This is a genomic window from Sphingomonas sp. GC_Shp_3, from assembly GCF_026540945.1.
Classification (GTDB): domain Bacteria; phylum Pseudomonadota; class Alphaproteobacteria; order Sphingomonadales; family Sphingomonadaceae; genus Sphingomonas.
In genome coordinates this window covers 1-17,671 of sequence record NZ_JALNUT010000017.1, presented here as the reverse complement: position 1 = coordinate 17,671, position 17,671 = coordinate 1, and the positions used below count along the sequence as shown (strand labels likewise).

The following is a 17,671-nucleotide window of genomic DNA, read 5'->3' as shown; positions in this document are numbered from 1 at the left end:
CTGTGACCAGGAGCAGCAGCGCCGCACACCAGCGCAAGAGACAAGTCATTTAGGATCCGCTGAAGTTGCTCGATCCGTTGCCGAACTGGCCACCGTAATCAGCGACCTTGTCACGCCAGATGCTGTGATAATGGACCTGCGCGTTGTAGATGACACCCTGTTGGACGACGAACTCGATCCAGATACGCGGGCCATCGATGCGGAGGTAGGAATGCTGGCTCGTCGTGCCCGATGGATAAGGTCCGAAATCCGCCGTACCGCCGGTACCTTTGGCATAGCCCACGTACGTGGTCGCGAGCGGCGTTGCGCCTTCATAGAACCCCAACAGCGCACTTGCCCGATCGGACGGTTGGGTGTTCACATACGCTTCGATCAACGCCTTGACCAAATTCTGGGTGGTGGAATCGAGACTCGAGTAAAGCAGTCCCCGATTGCTGGTCGGATAGGCGAGCGAACCGAAATTGCTGTCGGTATTGTTGTTCGCTCCAGCAACGACGTCATTATACGTTCCGCTTAGCAGAGCGCCAGATGCATAGGTGCTGTTGTTCTGAAGTGCCTGAGCAAGGTTGTACACCGCCACCCGCTGCGTTTCGAGTGGCGCATGCTGCGTCCCGGCGGTCGAGGACGACACCGAGCCGTTGACCAGCACCGATCCGGTCGAAGTGACGACCCAGTTCGGCGGTTCCACACCAAGAAACGCTGGCGAGCCAGAAACGTAGGTCGAGTTATACATGATGTTGTAGGCAAGGTGGTGGCCAGCGATCTGCAACATCCAGGGCGACGTCGTCGAAGGTGCGCCTAGGATGGCGATCGAATACAGACTCGAACCATAGCCGCTCTGACTGCTCGAAAGCACATCGTCGGCACGGCGAATTTCATCCTGCGTTGTTTTGCCGGCTGTGCTGAGCGCAGTCGCCATCAGATTCTCGGCGGCAGTCAGCTGCGCGGTGGTCAACGTCGATGTATTAAGACGCAACCCTTGGCGATTGCCCGGCAGGTTCGTCCACTGGATAGCGTTAGCTCGCGTGAGGGTAAACCGCACGGTGCTCGTCGAGCCAGCAGTGTCGGTTTCGGTCGTTTGCGTCGAACTGAGCGTGCCGAGGAAAGTGTTGGCCGCCGCGACGACCGCAGCTGTGCCAGTGCCTTGGCTGACACCGGTACCGACACCGTTGGTCGACGTTGTGGGTGTCGGTGTCGGGGTGGGTGTCGGGGTGGGAGTAGGCGTCGGCGTAGGCGTTGGGGTGGGCGTTGGAGTCGTCGTACTGCTTGAGTCATCGCCGCAGGCCCCGAGCATGAGGAACGATGCTAAAATCAGGTGCGACGCGGTTGTCTTTAAAACACGCATAATATCCTCCCTATTCGCCCTGGGGCCATAGATCGCTTTACCGTCTCGGTTGGCTCTAAGTATGTCAATGCTTGCAACAATCGCATACAGTGCCACTCAGATAAGCTGATCACTGGCGTAATCATTGCGTTACCGCTGAAGCGAACGAATAGCCTTCGCTGCGCACAGTTCGTATCAGCTCGAGGCTACCGACCCTACCAGCCATCTTCCGACGCAACCTGCTGATCAGCACGTCCACCGCGCGGTCAAAGTGCTCTTTGTCGCTGCCAAGCGCGTAATCCAGCAGCTGGTCACGGGTAAGAACCCGCTGCGGTCGTTCGACGAATGCCAGCAGCATCCGGAACTCACCATCGGACAGGTTGACGATCGCGTCGCTCGGATCGAACAATACACGCGTGGTGGCGTCCAACGACCAGCCTGCAAATCTGAATATTTTTCGCTGGAGCACAGCCGCAGCAGAAATCGCTGAAACCGGTTCTGTAACGGCACGCACGCGATCCCGCCGTCGCAACACAGCCCGTATTCGGGCGAGCAGCTCTCGTGGATTGCAGGGTTTCTGGACGAAGTCCTCTGCACCGATTTCCAAACCGGCAATCCGATCGACGTCGGTGCCGAAGGCAGACAGCATGATGACCAGAGGTGCGTCCGGCCCCTGAAGGCTGCGGAGCGCCGTAATGCCATCTTCGCCCGGCATCATCAGGTCTAGAACGATCAGATCGACTGGATCACGAGCGAGCGTTTCGCGCATATCGGCTGCACTTGCAGCCGTGGCTGCGGCATATCCATGCTGTGCAAGAAAGTCGGCAAGCAGTTTTCGGATACCGTCATCGTCATCGACGATCAAGATGCGGGCTTGGTCGGATGTATGTGCAGCCAGCCCAGGATCGCGACCGGGATCTGTGGCGCGGCTGTTGCTCATAGCGGCAGAGTGACCGTTGCCAATAACCCGCCGCTGACGCGGTTCAACAGAATAATATCGCCGCCATGTGCTCTGGCGACAGCGCGCGCACTGGCAAGGCCGAGGCCAGTGCCCCCGGTGTGCCGGTTGCGGGATTGCTCGACCCGGTAGAAGGGATCGAAAACCCGATCGAGCTCCGCTGGCGGCACACCGGGTCCATCGTCCTCCACCTCGACGATTGCTGCAAGTTCTGTCACGGTTAGGCGTACGCGCGCGTTACCGGCGTAGGCGACGGCGTTGCCAATGATGTTCGTGACCATCCGCTTGATACCGTTCAACTCCGCATAAACAGTTGCATCATCCCCGGCGTCGATCACCACGTTCGCCTCGCGGTCGATAAATTCGTCAACGACCGTTTCGATAAGGGAACGAAGAGCGAGGCGATGCCGGTCAGTGCGCACGGAAATATCCCGAACGAATGAGAGCGCCGCTGTCGCCATTGCTTGCATCTCCGCGATATCCTGCTCGCTCTCCTTGCGAATATCATCTGGTACCTTCTGTAATCGGAGAGATAGACGCATGAGCGGCGTGCGTAGATCGTGAGCGATCGCACCAACCATCATGGTGCGGTCCTCGACGTAGCGGGAAAGTTGCCGCTGCATGTCGGTCAGAGCAATAGAAGCTTCGACGATCTCGGGCGGGCCGCGCAACGGCATAGGCACTGTCGTTGGGTTACGGCCAACCTCCCGGGCAACAGCGCCGAATGCAGCAATGGGATTGGCTATTCGCTTGGCGAAAAACCACGCGAACGGCGCGATCACTGCTGTCGACCCAAAAAGCCAAAGTAACACCTCCCACTGCCACGCCTGAATCCGCAATCGTTTAAGCGATACGCGGCGCCAGTGCCCGTCTTCGAGGCGTATGGCCGCCTCGAACTGACCCGTTACAGCACCCGTTTCTGCAATCATCAAGTTTGCGCGTGGAGTTTCTTTATCGACGTCTTCTGTAACTCCGGTGGAGAGCGGAAGCAGGACATGGTCCGGCTCAGGCTTGCCCGAGTGGGTAGGCGGACCACCAAAAAAAGATCTGAGCGAAACGACGCGGACCCGATCGTTCGGTACGTGCATCAACGCGGCCACACGCGTGCTCATCCGCCGTTCCGACGGATCTACCCAATTGTCGGCCGGCATTTTACCGGTTGTGATGCGCAATTGGTCGTTGCCGGTCACTCCGGTTCGTAACGCCTGGACGATATCGGAAAGTGCCGTGTTTGATGGGGTTGGAGCGGGCATTGCCAGCACCAAGGCAAAGGTGACAGCCTGCGCCGAAAGCACCGTTGCAAACAGAAAGATCAGAAGACGAACGAAGAGGCTTGCTGATCCCAATTTGTTCCTCAACGCCGAGGATACATTCATTTGGAAGCTCCCTCGGCTTGATCGTCGTTTGGCGCTGCATATCACCGCCTGTCCGCCGAAGGATGTCACCCGCTGCTACAACGGCATTAAGCTGCGCGGAGCAAAAAAATCAATCGGCGGCTCCGCCGGATTTGGTTCAAAGCCAATTGGCTTTCGTCGATAAACGCCCATCACATATGTTGGTCAATTCCATCCAGATCGTCGTTCACCGATGTAGATTAAGTCACGCTCTGACTCCGGCAGACACAACATTTCTGTTGGTGGGACAATTTCGAGACAAGCGTGGCGCTGAAGCAGGGTCGTCGGATCACAGGAGGATGCCATGACCCATCAGCACAACGACCAAAGCGACCATGGCCACGGCATGGCCGAGGATTTGCCGCGCTTTAACGCCCTGATTGCGCGCCGTCGCGCTCTGCAGTGGTTCGCGGGCGCAGGCACTGCGGCCCTCGTGGCAGGTTGTGGTGGTGGAAGCGGCTCGAGCAGCAGCGACACGACCGGATCTACCACTACTGCCGCGACTACGACCGCGACCACGACCACGACAGCAACGCCAACACCGACCGCAACCGCGACGACTACGACCACGTCGAGCGGGTGCATCGCCGATCCCAGCGAGACCGCCGGCCCCTATCCAGCGGACGGTACCAACTCAGCGAGCGGCTCAACGTCCAACGCGCTTCTGGCTAGTGGGATTGTGCGCAGCGACATTCGCAAGAGCTTCATCAGCACCACGACTGATGCGGGCGGCGTTCTGGTGACGCTCACACTTACGGTCGTTAACGCCAACGCGGCTTGCGCGCCGCTTGTCGGCTACGCCGTTTACCTTTGGCATGCCGATCGACAGGGTCACTACTCGCTTTATTCAGCTCCCACTGAGAGTTATCTGCGAGGCGTGCAGGTCACAGATGCGAACGGGCAAGTGACATTCACTACGTACTTCCCGCCTGCCTATGATGGTCGTTGGCCACACTACCACTTCGAGATATTTTCATCGCTGGCGAACGCGACCGGCGGTAAATACGCTGTTCTTACGTCACAACTCTGCATGCCAGCGGCGCTCTGCACAACGATCTTCGCCGACACGACAACGTATCCAAGCGCCCAGTCCGTGTTCTCTAAGGTATCCCTGTCGACGGACAACGTTTTCGGCGACAACACGGCGGCTCAGATCGCTCAGCAGACCCCCACGTTTACGGGAAGCGTCAGCGCTGGGTATGTCGCCACCGCAACAATCGGCATCGCGGTATAGCTCAAACTCAAGAGATGCGCGGCGCCCCTCTGTCTTCGCGCTGCCTAGGCTAGCTCGCCACCAATCGAAATCCCGGAGGTCACGGCGCTCCCCCTCGTCGCCTGGTCGCCCCGGCTGAGCATGTGCTCAGCCGGGGTTTCGGCGACTGCTAGCCCATCAAATTATCTGCGGTAAACATAACAGGCTCATGCGCTTCGCCGCCCGCTTAACATTCGGCCGACATGCGATGCTGATTCCAATCTATGCCCGGCGGTTGTGTGAAGCGTAGCTACCCGGACCTGATAACCGGCCCACAGGTATCCTACCAAGAGATGCATCCATTGGATCACAGCGTCTCGGTCGGGTCCGTAGTGATATCCGGATCGAGTTCACCGCCAGCCACTCCGAACCTGCCGCTTTGGAGCGGGCCAAGGCCAAGCCACCGCGCCCTGGCGACGCGTTAGACCTCAGCGTCTGACTACAGACGCCGTGAACATGTAGCCTTCATTCCGAACGGTGCGGATTAGCTCCTGACCATCCTTCGTGGCGAGCTTACGACGGATGCGGCTGACCTGAACGTCGACGGCGCGGTCGAAGCTGTCGCTGTCACCACCGCGAGCGTATTCAATTAGCTGGTCGCGCGTCAGGACGCGTCGCGGATGCTCTACCAGTGCACGCATCACCTGGAACTCGCCTTCGGTGAGTGGGACTACCGCCCCATCGGGCGCGTAGAGCGAAAAGCCTTCCGCATCGAGCGACCAATCGCCAAACCGCAACAGCGGGCGCCCCTCGCCGATCGGTTCGGTCACAACGAGCGTTGGCACTTGGCCGGCTTGCGGAACCACGGTTGCAGCCTCACGCTGGCGTCGTCGTAACACAGTGCGGATGCGAGCGAGAAGCTCGCGTGGATTGCACGGTTTCGCGAGGTAGTCCTCGGCTCCGATCTCCAGCCCTATAATCCGGTCGATGTCGCTTCCTACAGCCGACAGCATGATAACCGGCGGGGTGCCAGCCGTTTGGAGGCTGCGTAACGCGGTGAGACCATCTTCTCCGGGCATCATCACGTCCAGGACGATCAGATCAGGTCGCTGCTTAGCCATCACCGCGCGCATTTCCATGGGATCTCCCGCGACGGCTGTGACAAAGCCGTTCTTCTCCAAGAAAGAAGAGATCAGCTTCCGAATGCCTTCGTCGTCATCGACGATCAGAATGCGGGTAGCGAGGTCCATGCGAAGTACATTGGCGAGCATGACGGACGATTGCCAGCCCTACCTTGCTTCGACATGTCCGGATTATGTCTAGCAAGGCCGCCGCGCTGACCGAACCTTAGACAGGCGCGGGACATTCGCCGGCAATGGAAGCCGACGATCAAGTCAGCACTGGAGTGACTGACATGAAGATCCGCTTCGACCATCCCATCCTGCTTGCCGCTGCCGGCTTCGTCGCGACGGCAGGTGTACTTGCCGCCACACGTGCCAACGCGCAGGTCATGCTGGTCGCGGACGACGGCTCCGTTCGTACCCGTAGCGGGGCAGGCGTCGTCGACTGGAACACCGAGGACCTGTCCGACTCCACGATTGAGCAGGCCACCACTGATCTCGCCCTGCCCGCCATCCCTATAGCCTATGCAAACACCGTGACACGGGTGTCGGCTGCTCAAGGGATCAGCCCTGCTCTGCTTGAGGCCTTGATCTGGCAGGAAAGTCGTTGGCGCGCTGATGCGGTATCGCGGGTCGGGGCGCGCGGGTTGACCCAGCTTATGCCTAGTACCGCTCGCGCGCTCGGTGTCGACCCACACGATCCTGTCGCCGCGATTGAAGGTGGAGCGCGCTACCTGCGCCAGCAACTCGACCGCTTCGACGGCAACGTCGAGCACGCGCTCGCTGCCTACAACGCCGGCCCCGGCCGCGTAGTGCGCGCTCACGGCGTCCCCGCCATCGCCGAGACCCGCGCCTATGTCGCGGCGATCCTCACCCGCCTGTCTAATCCAACGGAGAAGAATCCATGAAGAAGCTGTTTCTCACGTCTGCCGCCATCATGGCTGTCGCGTCGCCCACCGTCGCCTTTGCACAAACCACCGGTGCCGATCCACAAGGTTCCGGTCCTATCGTTGCAGCACTAGGCTGGCTTCAGGGCACGTTGCTCGGCCATGTTGCAACCGCAGTGGCCGTTATCGCGGTCGCCATGGTCGGCTTCATGATGCTGACGGGTCGGCTCAACTGGCGTTTTGGTGGCACGGTCATCATCGGCTGCTTTGTGCTGTTCGGCTCGGCCGCAATCGTGGCGGGCATCCAGTCCACCGCCGGTATGGTTGGCTGACACATGGCCGGCCTTTCCCGCGCGCCAGTATTCCGCTCTCTCACACGCCCACAGATGTTCGGCGGTGTTACCTTCTCCTTTTTCATCGTCAACATGGCGGTCACAACGGAGGCGTTCCTGGTGACCGGTAGCTTTTGGGCGCTGCCGATAGCGTTGGCGGTGCACGGGGTCGGCTACCTCGTGTGCCTGCGCGAACCCCGCGTCTTTGACCTCTGGCTGACCAAGGTCAGCCGCACCCCTCGCGTCCGCAATTGGAAGCGATGGGGATGCAATTCCTACGAACCTTAAAGGACAATCGTCATGGCTAAGTGGATCGGCCCTGCCGCCTGGGGCAAGCAAGAGGCTAGGGCTGGAGACCGATTGCCCTATGCCCGTCTGCTCGACGAGCAAACGCTGGCGTTGCGCGATGGCGGCCTGATGCGCGTCCTGGCAGTGCCGGGCATCGCGTTCGAAACGGAAGAGACCGAGCAGCTCGATCATATGCTGAGCGTACGCGAGACGCTGCTGCGCAGCGCGCTCGACGCGCGTTTCGCCGTGTACCACCACGTTGTGCGACGACGTGTGGAAGCGGCGCTCCCTAACGCCGGCGAGGACGCATTCTCGCACGAGTTGGACCGGCGCTGGACAGACGCACTTTCCGCGCGACGGTTGTATGTCAACGACCAGTATCTGACGGTGCTGCGACGACCGGCACGCGGGAAGACGGGATGGGTCGAGAAACTGTCGCGCCGACTGAACGCGCAGGGCGAAGTCGATCCAGCAACAATCCGTGAACTCGACGGCGCGGTCACCGCTCTTGCCGCCGGTCTCACACCTTACGGCGCACGCGTGCTGGGCGGGTACGATGGTGCGGGAGGGCGCTGCTCGGAGCCTCTTGAACTGCTCTCCGCTTTGTATAATGGCGAAACCCGGTCCGTGCTCGCGCCGGCGTCCGATGTCGATTGCGGCCACCACATTCCTTACGCTCGGGTCAGCTTTGGCCTGGACGCAATCGAAAGCCGGATGCCGGGTGAGCGGCAGTTCTCCGCGATCTTGTCGGTCAAGGAATACCCGGATGCGACCCGCGCCGGTCTGATCGACAATCTTCTACGCTTGCCCCACGAGTTGGTGCTGACCGAAAGCTTCGCACCTGCCGATCGCCAGGTCGCTCGCGAACGCATTGATCTCGCGATCCGACGGTTAAAATCTGCTGACACAGAGGCAGCCGCCGAGCGCGCCGAGATGATGGCGGCGCGCGATGGATTGGGCGCGGGCCAAGTCGGCTTTGGCGATCACCATCTCTCAGTGCTGGTTCGCGCCGAAACGCTTGACGCTCTGGAACGCGCTGCGGCGCAGGTGGGCGCTGCCCTCGCCGATATGGGCGCAGTCGCCGTTCGTGAAGATACCGGCATGGAACCTGCGTTTTGGGGCCAGTTTCCGGGCAACGAGGCTTATGTCGTCCGCCGGTCATTGATTTCGACTGCGAACGCAGCAGGTTTCTTGTCGCTGCACGGCTTTCCGCAGGGGCGCGCAGCCGGCAATCACTGGGGCGATGCGGTCGCTGTGCTGGAAACGACCAGCGCCACGCCGTACTTCTTTAACTTCCATGAGGGAGATTTGGGCAACTTCACGGTGATCGGACCGTCCGGATCGGGCAAGACCGTCGCGCTAAACTTTCTCACCGCGCAGGCGCAGCGTTTCGGCCCGCGGCTTGTGTTCTTCGACAAGGACCGTGGCGCGGAAATCTTCTTGCGAGCGGTCGGCGGTCATTATGCTCGGCTCGTTCCCGGCGAACCGACGGGCATGAACCCGCTGGCGCTGCCGGACACGCCCACCAATCAGGCATTTCTACGTGATTGGCTGGCAGTTCTGTTACAAGCCGATGGGCCAGAGGAACTCGCGACGATCGCAGGTGCGGTCGCTGCGGCCTACGACCACGACCCTGCATTTCGACAGCTGCGTTTCTTAGGCGAGCTGCTCGGCGGTGCGCGTCGGCCGGAAATGGGCGACCTCGTTCATCGGCTGCAGCCCTGGATCGGTATTGGTGAACATGCCTGGCTGTTCGACAACGCGGTTGACCGGCTGGAACTCAACGCCCGAACGCTGGGCTTCGATATGACCCAACTGCTCGACAGTCCACGGCTGCGTACGCCAGCGATGATGTATCTGTTCCATCGCATAGATGAGCGGCTCAACGGTGAGCCAACGATGATTTTGATCGACGAAGGCTGGAAGGCACTTGATGATCCGTTATTCGCGCAGCGGATCCGTGACTGGTTAAAGACGCTCCGCAAACGCAATGCGCTGGTAGGCTTCGCTACACAGTCGGCTGGTGACGCGCTCGGCAGCAGCATCGCGTCCGCGATCGTGGAACAGACCGCGACGATGATCTTCATGCCAAACGCGAAGGCAAAGGCAGAGGATTATTGCACCGGCTTTGGACTTTCCGACCATGAACTGGCTTTGATCAGAGCCCTTCCGGCGGCAAGCCGCTGCTTCCTGGTCCGCCACGCCAACCATTCGGTGGTGGTGCGGCTCGATCTATCAGGCGCAAGTGAGATGCTTGCGGTTCTGTCGGGCCGCGAGGCAAGCGTTCGACGGCTGGATACGATCCGTGCCCAAGTCGGCGATGATCCGGCGCGCTGGTATCCGATCCTGACCGGTGCCGCTTGGCCCGGTCGCGCTGCGGAGGACGATCACCCTTGGTATATGGAGGCAGCGGAATGAGCGGCTGTACATCGTTTGGGGCTGACGGCCCCGCTGGCATCGGCGCCGCGCTGCGCAGCGTCGATTGCCAAACGGCGCAGGGGACTGCTCACGCGTTCGAGCGGCTGTTCGGCGCTCACGGTGGGCTGCTGCCCGCGCTGACGATCCTGCTCACTCTATATGTTGCGTGGACGGCCGTAGGGCTACTTACGGGGCGAGCGCGGATCGGAGTGGCAGGTCTGACTCCACGGATGCTGACGCTAGGGGCAGCGCTGACCTTCGCCACATCCTGGGCCGCGTACCAAGGTGTGGTGTGGAATCTGCTGGTCGGCGCGCCCGATCAGGTCGCCGGACTGCTGCTTGGTACCCATGGGTCGGCGACCACCCTGTTCGCTGACCGGCTCGACCGGTTGTTCGGCGCAGTCTCGGATGCAGCCCAAGCAGCGCAGGCGGCGCAGGCGGTCGATGCCAAGGGGTGGCACCCGGCCGACGTGTTGTGGGCGGCAATCATGCTGCTGTTGCTCGGCACCGCAGGCGTACTCATTACTGCGCGGATCGCGCTCGCGGCACTGCTGGCGCTCGGGCCTGTGTTCCTAGTGTTGTCGATTTTCAGAGGGACCCGCGGGTTGTTTGAGGGCTGGTTAAAGGCGGCCGTGCTGTTCGCGGTAGTACCCTTGTTTTCAGTCCTGATCGGCGGTGGAGCGATCGTCATCCTGACCCCAATTGCCGAAAACCTGGGGTCGGAACCGACCATGCAGCAAGCCGCGACCGTCTTTATGGGGGCTGCTGTGTACTGCGCGCTGATGGCAATGGTGCTCAAAGTCGCTAGCCAACTGGTTGCGGGTTGGCGGCCGGGGGGAGTGGGCGAACAGACCTTCGCCGATGGGCGATCAGCGTCGTTCAGCCTGCCTGCAGCCGGACCGACCACCTTCGTGCCACAGCTTAGGAAGGAGGTGCCAGCAGGCACGGGTGAAGATCGGGTCCGTGCGCTCGCTGCGGCTGTTACGCCGGGTGTTGTCACGATGCCGACCCCAATGGCAGCGGTTGATCGTGCGTACCCTGGACGGGACCAGATCCCTGTTGCAGCGCAATCCCGCACGGCCAACGTTGTCCCGTTCCAACCGGTGGTTGCCACACGTGGACGCGCCGTAGCGTTCGGACGGGCACTCGACAGCAGCCGCTGACTGGATCTGCAACAAGCAAGTAACGTCGAGGAACAGCGCCCGGTCCTCTCTTGAGAGGGCCGGGCGCTGTTTGTTTGAGATCGATACGGCAGACACAACATTTCTGGGGCGCGGCAATGCGCCGGACAAGGGTGTGCGGGACGAAAGCCGTTCAACACGGGGCACGTCGCCCATGTCCAAGATGGAGTCGTTCGAATGAAGACGATCCTGTTCGCGCTGGCGGCCAGCGCTTCGGTCCCGGCACTGGCGTCAGACCCGCGTATCGCGACACGCTTCTATGACGATTCACGCGTCGTCCAGTTCGAAGGTCGCGCTAACCTGCAATCTACGATCGCCTTCGAGGCTGGCGAGCGCATCGAGAACATCGCGATCGGCGACTCCGCCCGCTGGCAGGTCACACCCAACAAGCGGGCGAACCTTCTATTCATCAAGCCAGTGACGGCAACCGCTCGCACCAACATGACGGTCGTTACCGATCGCCGGACGTATTTGTTCGATCTGGTGGCAAGTCCAAAGGCCCCGTCTACTTTCCTGCTGCGCTTTACCTACCCCACCCCGCCGCCTGCTCCCGCAGCGCCGCCGCCTAAAGCGGAGGCTGTTTCGACTACGATCACAGCAGCCAGTTCGGCGCCCCTACCCCAACTCAACTTTGCCTGGACAGCCAAGGGCGACCGGACGTTGATGCCGGAGCGCAGCTTCGACGACGGAACCTCGCTTTACCTGTCCTGGCCGCATGACCGTCCGGTGCCTGCGGTGTTAACGGTCGGTCCGGACGGCAGCGAGGGACCAACCAACTTCGCCGTACGCGGTGAGTACATCGTAGTGGACGGTCTACCTACTAAGGTCGTGCTTCGGTCCGGAAAGGCCGCACTGACCCTCACTGCCGCAGCCCGTCCAGGACCGGTCACCCCTTCAAAGACCATTACTCAGATTGCGGAGCGCTGATCATGAGCACCGATACCCTGATCCGGTCCGCCGGCCTGGTTCCCTTCGCGAATGCTCAGGATCCACGCCGCTCGCTTGATGACAATGCACTGGTCGCGGCCAGCACTAACGGCTTTCCCGTCGTCGCAACCCGCGTTGCGCGTCGCGACCGCGGCGGGCTGGCCGCGGGCGCAGCGGGCGCGATGCTGCTTGGGGGCATCACCTTCTGGTCGATGACCGGGTCGGTTCCACAGTCCCCACGCCCTGCGGTCCGGCCAACACCCACGATCAAGGCTGCCCTTCCAGTCGCGCAGCCGGTGGTGACGGCCTCACCGGCGACGCCGGCTCAGGAGACGGCGATCGCGCGGGCGTTGCAGCCTGCGCCGGGAGTGAACCAAGCAGCAGATACTGCGCACTCGCCCGTAATGGTGTGGGACACATCAGGCGCTTCGGAGATTGCATCGACAAAACCGGCAATGCCTCCTGGTGGTGTTCCGGCCAAGGTCTCTGCGCCGCAACCCTTGTCGGAGAACGAATCCTTCGCTTCCCGCATGGGCGATGCTGGCAATGACGTCGCCAGCGCCACGCGTATCGTCGATCCGGGAAATACCGTTACTCAAGGAACGCTGATCCCGGCGGTGCTGGAAACCGCTATCGACAGCGATCTGCCCGGCTATGCCCGCGCGGTGGTAAGCCAGGACGTGCGATCCTTCGACGGGGCTCATGTGCTGGTACCCCGTTCATCGCGGCTGATCGGTCAATATAAAAGCGGCCTCGCTGCCGGCCAAACCCGCGCTTATGTCATGTGGACGCGGTTGATCCGGCCGGATGGCGTAACCGTTCAGCTCTCCTCGCCGGCCGTCGAATTCTCCGGTGCGTCGGGCTTGTCGGGCGAGGTCAGCAGTCATTTCATGAAGCGTTTCGGGGCGGCCGGCCTCCTCTCCGTGCTCAGCGGACTCGGGGCTTTGGCTTCCGGCGGTACCTCTCTGGTTCTTTCGAGCGGAAACAGCGCTGCGGCTGTCGCGGCGCAGCGTGACGCGCAGATACCCCCCACCATCCGGGTGCCGGTTGGCCAGCCAATCCGCGTGTTTACCGCGCGCGACCTCGACTTCTCCACCATCATCGGGAGCATTCAACCATGACGCAGATCGCCAAGTCTGAAACGCTGCACCAGCCCAAATTTGGGGGCGATGTGGTGCCGCTCAGGAATACAACCGACGTCTACCTTTCCGCCTACCTCGCGCCGTTCGCCACTTGGCTCCGCGACGAGACCGTCACCGAGCTTCTTGTCAACGGACCCGGTGAGCTATGGGTAGAAGCAGGCGGCACCATGTACCGCGAGAGCGTCCCGGAGATCGACGATCAGCTGATCCGTCGGCTGGCCGAACAGGTTGCGCGCGTCAGCCATCAGGGAATCAATCGCGAGCGTCCATTACTGGCCGCGACCCTACCGGACGGAACGCGCGTTCAGTTCGCCGGGCCTCCCGCGACGAGGGGTCACTGGGCGATGGCTATGCGTCGGCACCGGCTCGTGGATACCACGCTCGATGCATATTCACGGCCGCCCGGCACGGCACAGCTAGCGGTGATCGAGCCGGATCCAGAGGCGGATCCGATCGAATATCTACGTTTTTGCGTCGCGATGCGCCGCACCGTGTTGATCAGCGGCGGCACTTCGTCCGGGAAGACCACATTCCTGAATGCTTTGCTGCGTGAGGTGCCGTCTGACCAGCGCATCGTGGTAGTCGAGGACACGCCCGAGATCCGGCTAGGTAGCGGAAACGCTGTTGGCCTGCTTGGAGTAAAAGGGGAGACGGGAGAAGCCCGCGTTACCACCGACGATCTGCTCCAGGCATCGCTGCGTCTCAGGCCAGACCGCATTGTGTTGGGCGAGTTGCGGGGCGCCGAGACAGTCAGTTTTTTGCGCGCGATCAACACGGGTCATCCGGGTTCGTTCTCAACCATCCACGCAAACAGCCCCGCCGGCGCGTTGGAGCAATTGGCTCTGATGGTAATGCAGGCCGGGCTCGGCCTCAGCAGGACCGATACGCTGAGCTATGCGCGCTCGGTGATCGACGTCGTCGTCCAGCTCGACAGGCAAGGCGGCCAGCGCGGCATCGCCGCGGTGACGCCGACCCGCATACTCTGACAAGGTATAAGTCGGAATTTGAAAGAGGAGAAACACGATGGGTTCGATGAGTATGTTGCACTGGGGTGTTATGATCGCTGTCGTGGCGCTGTTGTTCGGGGGCGGTCGCATCGCCAATAGCTTGGGCGATCTCGGCAGGGGGTTGAAAACGTTTCGCCGCGAAATGGCCGACGCAGAAGCTGCTCCGCCTCGGCTAGAAGCGCCGAGCGAGCGCTGATAACATCTTGGTTATGACCAAGCATGCGGGATCGAAAAAGCGGCGATTTGGAAGCGGCCCGAACCGGTTTTCCGGACCGCCGCTTATTGTGCAGCTAATCGTGTTGTTGATCGGCGCGTTGGTCGCGGCTCAGTTAGTCACGCTGTTACTGACCTTGATCATCCCCCCTGGCCCACCGCGTGAATATGCGCTTGCAGACATCGCCGCTGCTTTGCGCGGCTCAACCGACGGAAAGGCACGTTTCGATCGGACGCTCCAGTCGGGGCCACCTGACTTATCGGCGCAGGGCTGGTTCGTGTCCGAGACATCGCGCGGTAAACTGGCAGGCCTACTTGGTCTTCCCATCAACAAAGTTGCGCTCGGTTTCTTTACACAATTGCCGGTGGGCGGCGCCGTAGCGCCTGTCGCCGCGCCCAACAGCCTTCCTGGAGATGCTGAACGACAGCAATCTCCCCGCACCGGTGCGGCTAAACCCGTTGGTACGGTTCCCAAGCTCACGCTCATACCAGCGTCTTTCGATGTCGAGGCGGTAGAACAACCGCACCTGATGACGGCCGCGTTGTTCCAGCAGATGCCTGGTGGGCCGCCAGGTGGCGGGTTTCCCGGTGGAGGCCCCCCGGGGGGCGGTTTTCCTGGCGCGGGACTCCCGGGGGGGGGCTTTCCCCAGTCGCTGCCGAGACCGACGATTTCGCAGCCGCAGCCGCAGCCGCAAACTCCGACGCAGCAAACCGCCCCCGCGTCTCCTCAGAATCAGGTTCAAGGGCCACCGCCGACAGAGAGCAACACGTCCCCACCAAGCAGTGCGCAACCGTCAGGCCCGGCGATTCCGGGGCAAGGGTCGCAGCCGTCTACGTTGACCAACCCGACGCCTGGGTCGACTGGTTCACAGCGGCTGGAAGAACAAGTTCAGTTATCAACAGCTCCCCGCCCGGTCCCGGGGCGACATCCTAATGCACCTGCTGCCAACGCTGACCCGGCGTCACACTCGCAATCATTACGATCGCCTGAGAGCAGCGATACGGCTCCCTCCGACACCCCATCCGCGGTCCCCAATGCGCGGGTGGCGGACGGCTCGCCTTCGTTCAACACGACCGACCAGACGTCTTCCCCTAAGGGGGGTGACGGCGCCGCGTCCGCGCCGCTCGGTCGACCCGTACCGATCGTGCGACCGCAAGCCAGTCTCTTCGGTCTAGCGCCCGCACCTTTCGTGGAAGGTGATTTCATAGCAGGTGTCCGCCTTTCCAACGGGCAATGGGCGTTAGTGAGTCCACATGCTGAAGGGTTTCCCAATGCTTGGCAGCGACGCGTGGCGCTTTGGTTTCTGCTCTCGCTTCTAACCGTGGCCCCAGTTGCTTGGCTGTTTGCGCGTCGTATCGTCGGACCGCTCAACGATTTCGCGCATGCTGCTGATGTGCTGGGACGCGACCCTTCCGCAGCGGTGTTGCCGTTGCATGGACCCGCTGAGATCGGACGAGCCGCCCATGCCTTCAATCAGATGCAGAGCCGTCTGAGGAGCTTCGTTGATGACCGCACCGCGATGATCGGTGCAATCAGTCACGACCTTCGGACCCCGCTGACCCGGTTGCGTTTTCGCATCGAGGAAGTACCCGAGGATCAACAGGAGGATCTTCGGGGCGAAGTCGCAGAAATGGAAGAAATGATCTCCTCCGTGATCGCGTTTATGCGCGACGCTTCCATTCCAAACGCTCGAGAACGGCGCGATCTCGCAGAACTCGTTGACGACGTGATCGAAGACGCGACGCTGTTGGGTGACGTCCAAGCAGAACGGGTCGAGAGCGCGATCGTCGACGTCGATCCGCTTGGCGTTCGTCGCGTGCTGAACAATCTGCTGACTAACGCCATGAAATACGGTGGAGGGCATGTGCGGGTCAGGCTGAGTGTCGAGAATGACTGCGCAATGGCTGACATCGTTGATGACGGTCCCGGTGTCCCCGACGCGGAACTCGAACGGATTTTCGAGCCATTCTATCGAAGTGAGGCGGCTCGCGCCTCGGATCGCGAAGGCAGCGGACTGGGTCTCGCTGTGTGCCGCTCAATCGCCCGGGCGCACGGAGGCGACGTTGCACTCTTCCGTTCGCCAGAAGGCTTCACCGCGCGCGTGACGTTACCACTCGCGTTCGACGTGGGTCGCCGACTAGCATGAGGGGAGATACCGGCTTTGGTCTCGCACTGATTGGGTCGGCAGTGACCATGATGAATTGGGCGACCTATGCTGGGGCACACGATCGGCCCGTTGATGAACCCGTAATGGCGCAGGACACCAAGCCGAACGAAGCCCCAATAAGTACGACGCCGCCCGCTCTGAACTGGATCGCGAACCTCTCGACGGGTGTCCTTGCTCGTGACGGTGAAGCTGCCCGCCCCTTCTTGGTTGGCGGTCTTAGTCGCCGTGTCGGTCGAGGATATGTCCGTGTATCAGCCACAGACTTCCACAGCGTAGTTCGGCAAATCGATGCCGTTCTACCATCCCGCTTCGTGATCGCATCGATCGGTGGCGGTGGTACGTTCGGCAAATGGTTCGTCGACGGATCTGCCTCCGCTGGGCGTCAACGCTATGGAGGTGTGACGACCGCTCTCGGCACACGTTCAAGCGAGGTCGGAAACGGCAGTGGAGTCTACGGTGCCGCTTTGAATGCGGGCAGGTTCGTCGCTGTTATGCGCCGGCTTTATCTAACGCCCAGTGCCACTATTCAATATAGCGGCAATAAGACGCTTCGAGCGGTTCTTGGCCCCACTGGACCGCAGGATTATTTGACGAGTGAGCGCGCATGGACGGGCAGCGCCAGTGTGCGGCTAGACCGTTTCTTTGGCGGCTCGAACCAACATCTCGTCGGGATTTCGATCAGCAAGGTGCAGACGAGCAACGGTGCGGTGGTCCTAGCCGGGAGCGCAGCTGGAGGAGGCATACTAAACGACTCCGCAACGAGCGTTGCCGATGGTTGGTATGTTGCTGGAGCTTCCAGCTCAGTGCGCGTGACGAAGCAACTATGGCTAGACGGAGCTGCGACGCGCACCATAGGCGCCCGGTCTGGAGACGTTAACATTGTATCGCTTGGTCTGCGTGTAGGATGGCGCTGACACACTGGTTGAATAGACTTGAATGCTGTTTCGAGCACTGGCGCTCTCCACCTTTCAATATTTTGGCTGAGCCTCAGTTGGCCTGCTTACTGATTTGCCGGCAGGCCATACAAACATCGCGGCGACAATCACGTGCGGACATTGGCGTCCCCTACCCTACTTGTTCGAAACCGATCGGTTTCGGGACACGACAACTAAAAAAATG

General features: G+C 61.3%; 14 protein-coding genes. 10 read left to right on the top strand and 4 right to left on the bottom strand.

The window, feature by feature from the left end; all coding sequences use genetic code 11:
* Window positions 1-49: 49 nt before the first annotated feature.
* The 3 genes from OXR00_RS18885 to OXR00_RS18875 all read right to left on the bottom strand — a co-directional run bounded on the left by OXR00_RS18885 (window position 50) and on the right by OXR00_RS18875 (window position 3,658).
* The gene (locus OXR00_RS18885; RefSeq protein WP_267389772.1) at window positions 50-1,345 is read right to left on the bottom strand and encodes a DUF3500 domain-containing protein; all 1,296 of its coding nucleotides are present in this window, start codon (window positions 1,343-1,345) and stop codon (window positions 50-52) included.
* A gap of 121 nt (window positions 1,346-1,466) precedes the next feature.
* Window positions 1,467-2,189, bottom strand: coding sequence for a response regulator (locus OXR00_RS18880; protein WP_267389771.1), 723 nt, complete (start codon window positions 2,187-2,189; stop codon window positions 1,467-1,469).
* Window positions 2,190-2,260: 71 nt separating this feature from the next.
* Window positions 2,261-3,658, bottom strand: coding sequence for a HAMP domain-containing sensor histidine kinase (locus tag OXR00_RS18875; RefSeq protein ID WP_267389770.1), 1,398 nt, complete (start codon window positions 3,656-3,658; stop codon window positions 2,261-2,263).
* 322 nt (window positions 3,659-3,980) lie between these two features.
* Here OXR00_RS18875 and OXR00_RS18870 point away from each other — a divergent pair, with 322 nt between their 5' ends.
* Window positions 3,981-4,910 (top strand): intradiol ring-cleavage dioxygenase, encoded by a 930-nt coding sequence (locus tag OXR00_RS18870; RefSeq protein ID WP_267389769.1) that lies wholly within the window; start codon window positions 3,981-3,983, stop codon window positions 4,908-4,910.
* A gap of 446 nt (window positions 4,911-5,356) precedes the next feature.
* Here OXR00_RS18870 and OXR00_RS18865 read toward each other — a convergent pair whose 3' ends face one another.
* The gene (locus OXR00_RS18865; protein ID WP_267389768.1) at window positions 5,357-6,118 is read right to left on the bottom strand and encodes a response regulator; all 762 of its coding nucleotides are present in this window, start codon (window positions 6,116-6,118) and stop codon (window positions 5,357-5,359) included.
* 164 nt (window positions 6,119-6,282) lie between these two features.
* Here OXR00_RS18865 and OXR00_RS18860 point away from each other — a divergent pair, with 164 nt between their 5' ends.
* The 9 genes from OXR00_RS18860 to OXR00_RS19855 all read left to right on the top strand — a co-directional run bounded on the left by OXR00_RS18860 (window position 6,283) and on the right by OXR00_RS19855 (window position 16,531).
* The gene (locus OXR00_RS18860; RefSeq protein ID WP_267389767.1) at window positions 6,283-6,897 is read left to right on the top strand and encodes a lytic transglycosylase domain-containing protein; all 615 of its coding nucleotides are present in this window, start codon (window positions 6,283-6,285) and stop codon (window positions 6,895-6,897) included.
* On the top strand, window positions 6,894-7,208 hold the full coding sequence (locus OXR00_RS18855; RefSeq protein ID WP_267389766.1) for a TrbC/VirB2 family protein: 315 nt from the start codon (window positions 6,894-6,896) through the stop codon (window positions 7,206-7,208). The genes OXR00_RS18860 and OXR00_RS18855 overlap by 4 nt, the downstream gene beginning before the upstream one ends.
* Before the next feature lie 3 nt (window positions 7,209-7,211).
* Window positions 7,212-7,496 (top strand): type IV secretion system protein VirB3, encoded by a 285-nt coding sequence (locus OXR00_RS18850; RefSeq protein WP_267389765.1) that lies wholly within the window; start codon window positions 7,212-7,214, stop codon window positions 7,494-7,496.
* Window positions 7,497-7,508: 12 nt separating this feature from the next.
* The gene (locus tag OXR00_RS18845) at window positions 7,509-9,914 is read left to right on the top strand and encodes a VirB4 family type IV secretion/conjugal transfer ATPase (protein WP_267389764.1); all 2,406 of its coding nucleotides are present in this window, start codon (window positions 7,509-7,511) and stop codon (window positions 9,912-9,914) included.
* On the top strand, window positions 9,911-11,077 hold the full coding sequence (locus tag OXR00_RS18840) for a type IV secretion system protein (RefSeq protein ID WP_267389763.1): 1,167 nt from the start codon (window positions 9,911-9,913) through the stop codon (window positions 11,075-11,077). The genes OXR00_RS18845 and OXR00_RS18840 overlap by 4 nt, the downstream gene beginning before the upstream one ends.
* A 195-nt stretch (window positions 11,078-11,272) precedes the next feature.
* Entirely contained in the window at window positions 11,273-12,022 is a 750-nt protein-coding gene (locus tag OXR00_RS18835) for a TrbG/VirB9 family P-type conjugative transfer protein (RefSeq protein WP_267389762.1), read from the top strand.
* 2 nt (window positions 12,023-12,024) lie between these two features.
* Window positions 12,025-13,143, top strand: a complete 1,119-nt coding sequence (locus OXR00_RS18830) for a TrbI/VirB10 family protein (RefSeq protein ID WP_267389761.1) — start codon at window positions 12,025-12,027, stop codon at window positions 13,141-13,143.
* Complete coding sequence (gene virB11, locus OXR00_RS18825; RefSeq protein ID WP_267389760.1) at window positions 13,140-14,150, top strand: P-type DNA transfer ATPase VirB11; 1,011 nt, start codon at window positions 13,140-13,142, stop codon at window positions 14,148-14,150. The genes OXR00_RS18830 and virB11 overlap by 4 nt, the downstream gene beginning before the upstream one ends.
* Window positions 14,151-15,673: 1,523 nt before the next feature.
* Window positions 15,674-16,531, top strand: coding sequence for an ATP-binding protein (locus OXR00_RS19855; protein ID WP_267389759.1), 858 nt, complete (start codon window positions 15,674-15,676; stop codon window positions 16,529-16,531).
* Window positions 16,532-17,671: the final 1,140 nt, after the last annotated feature.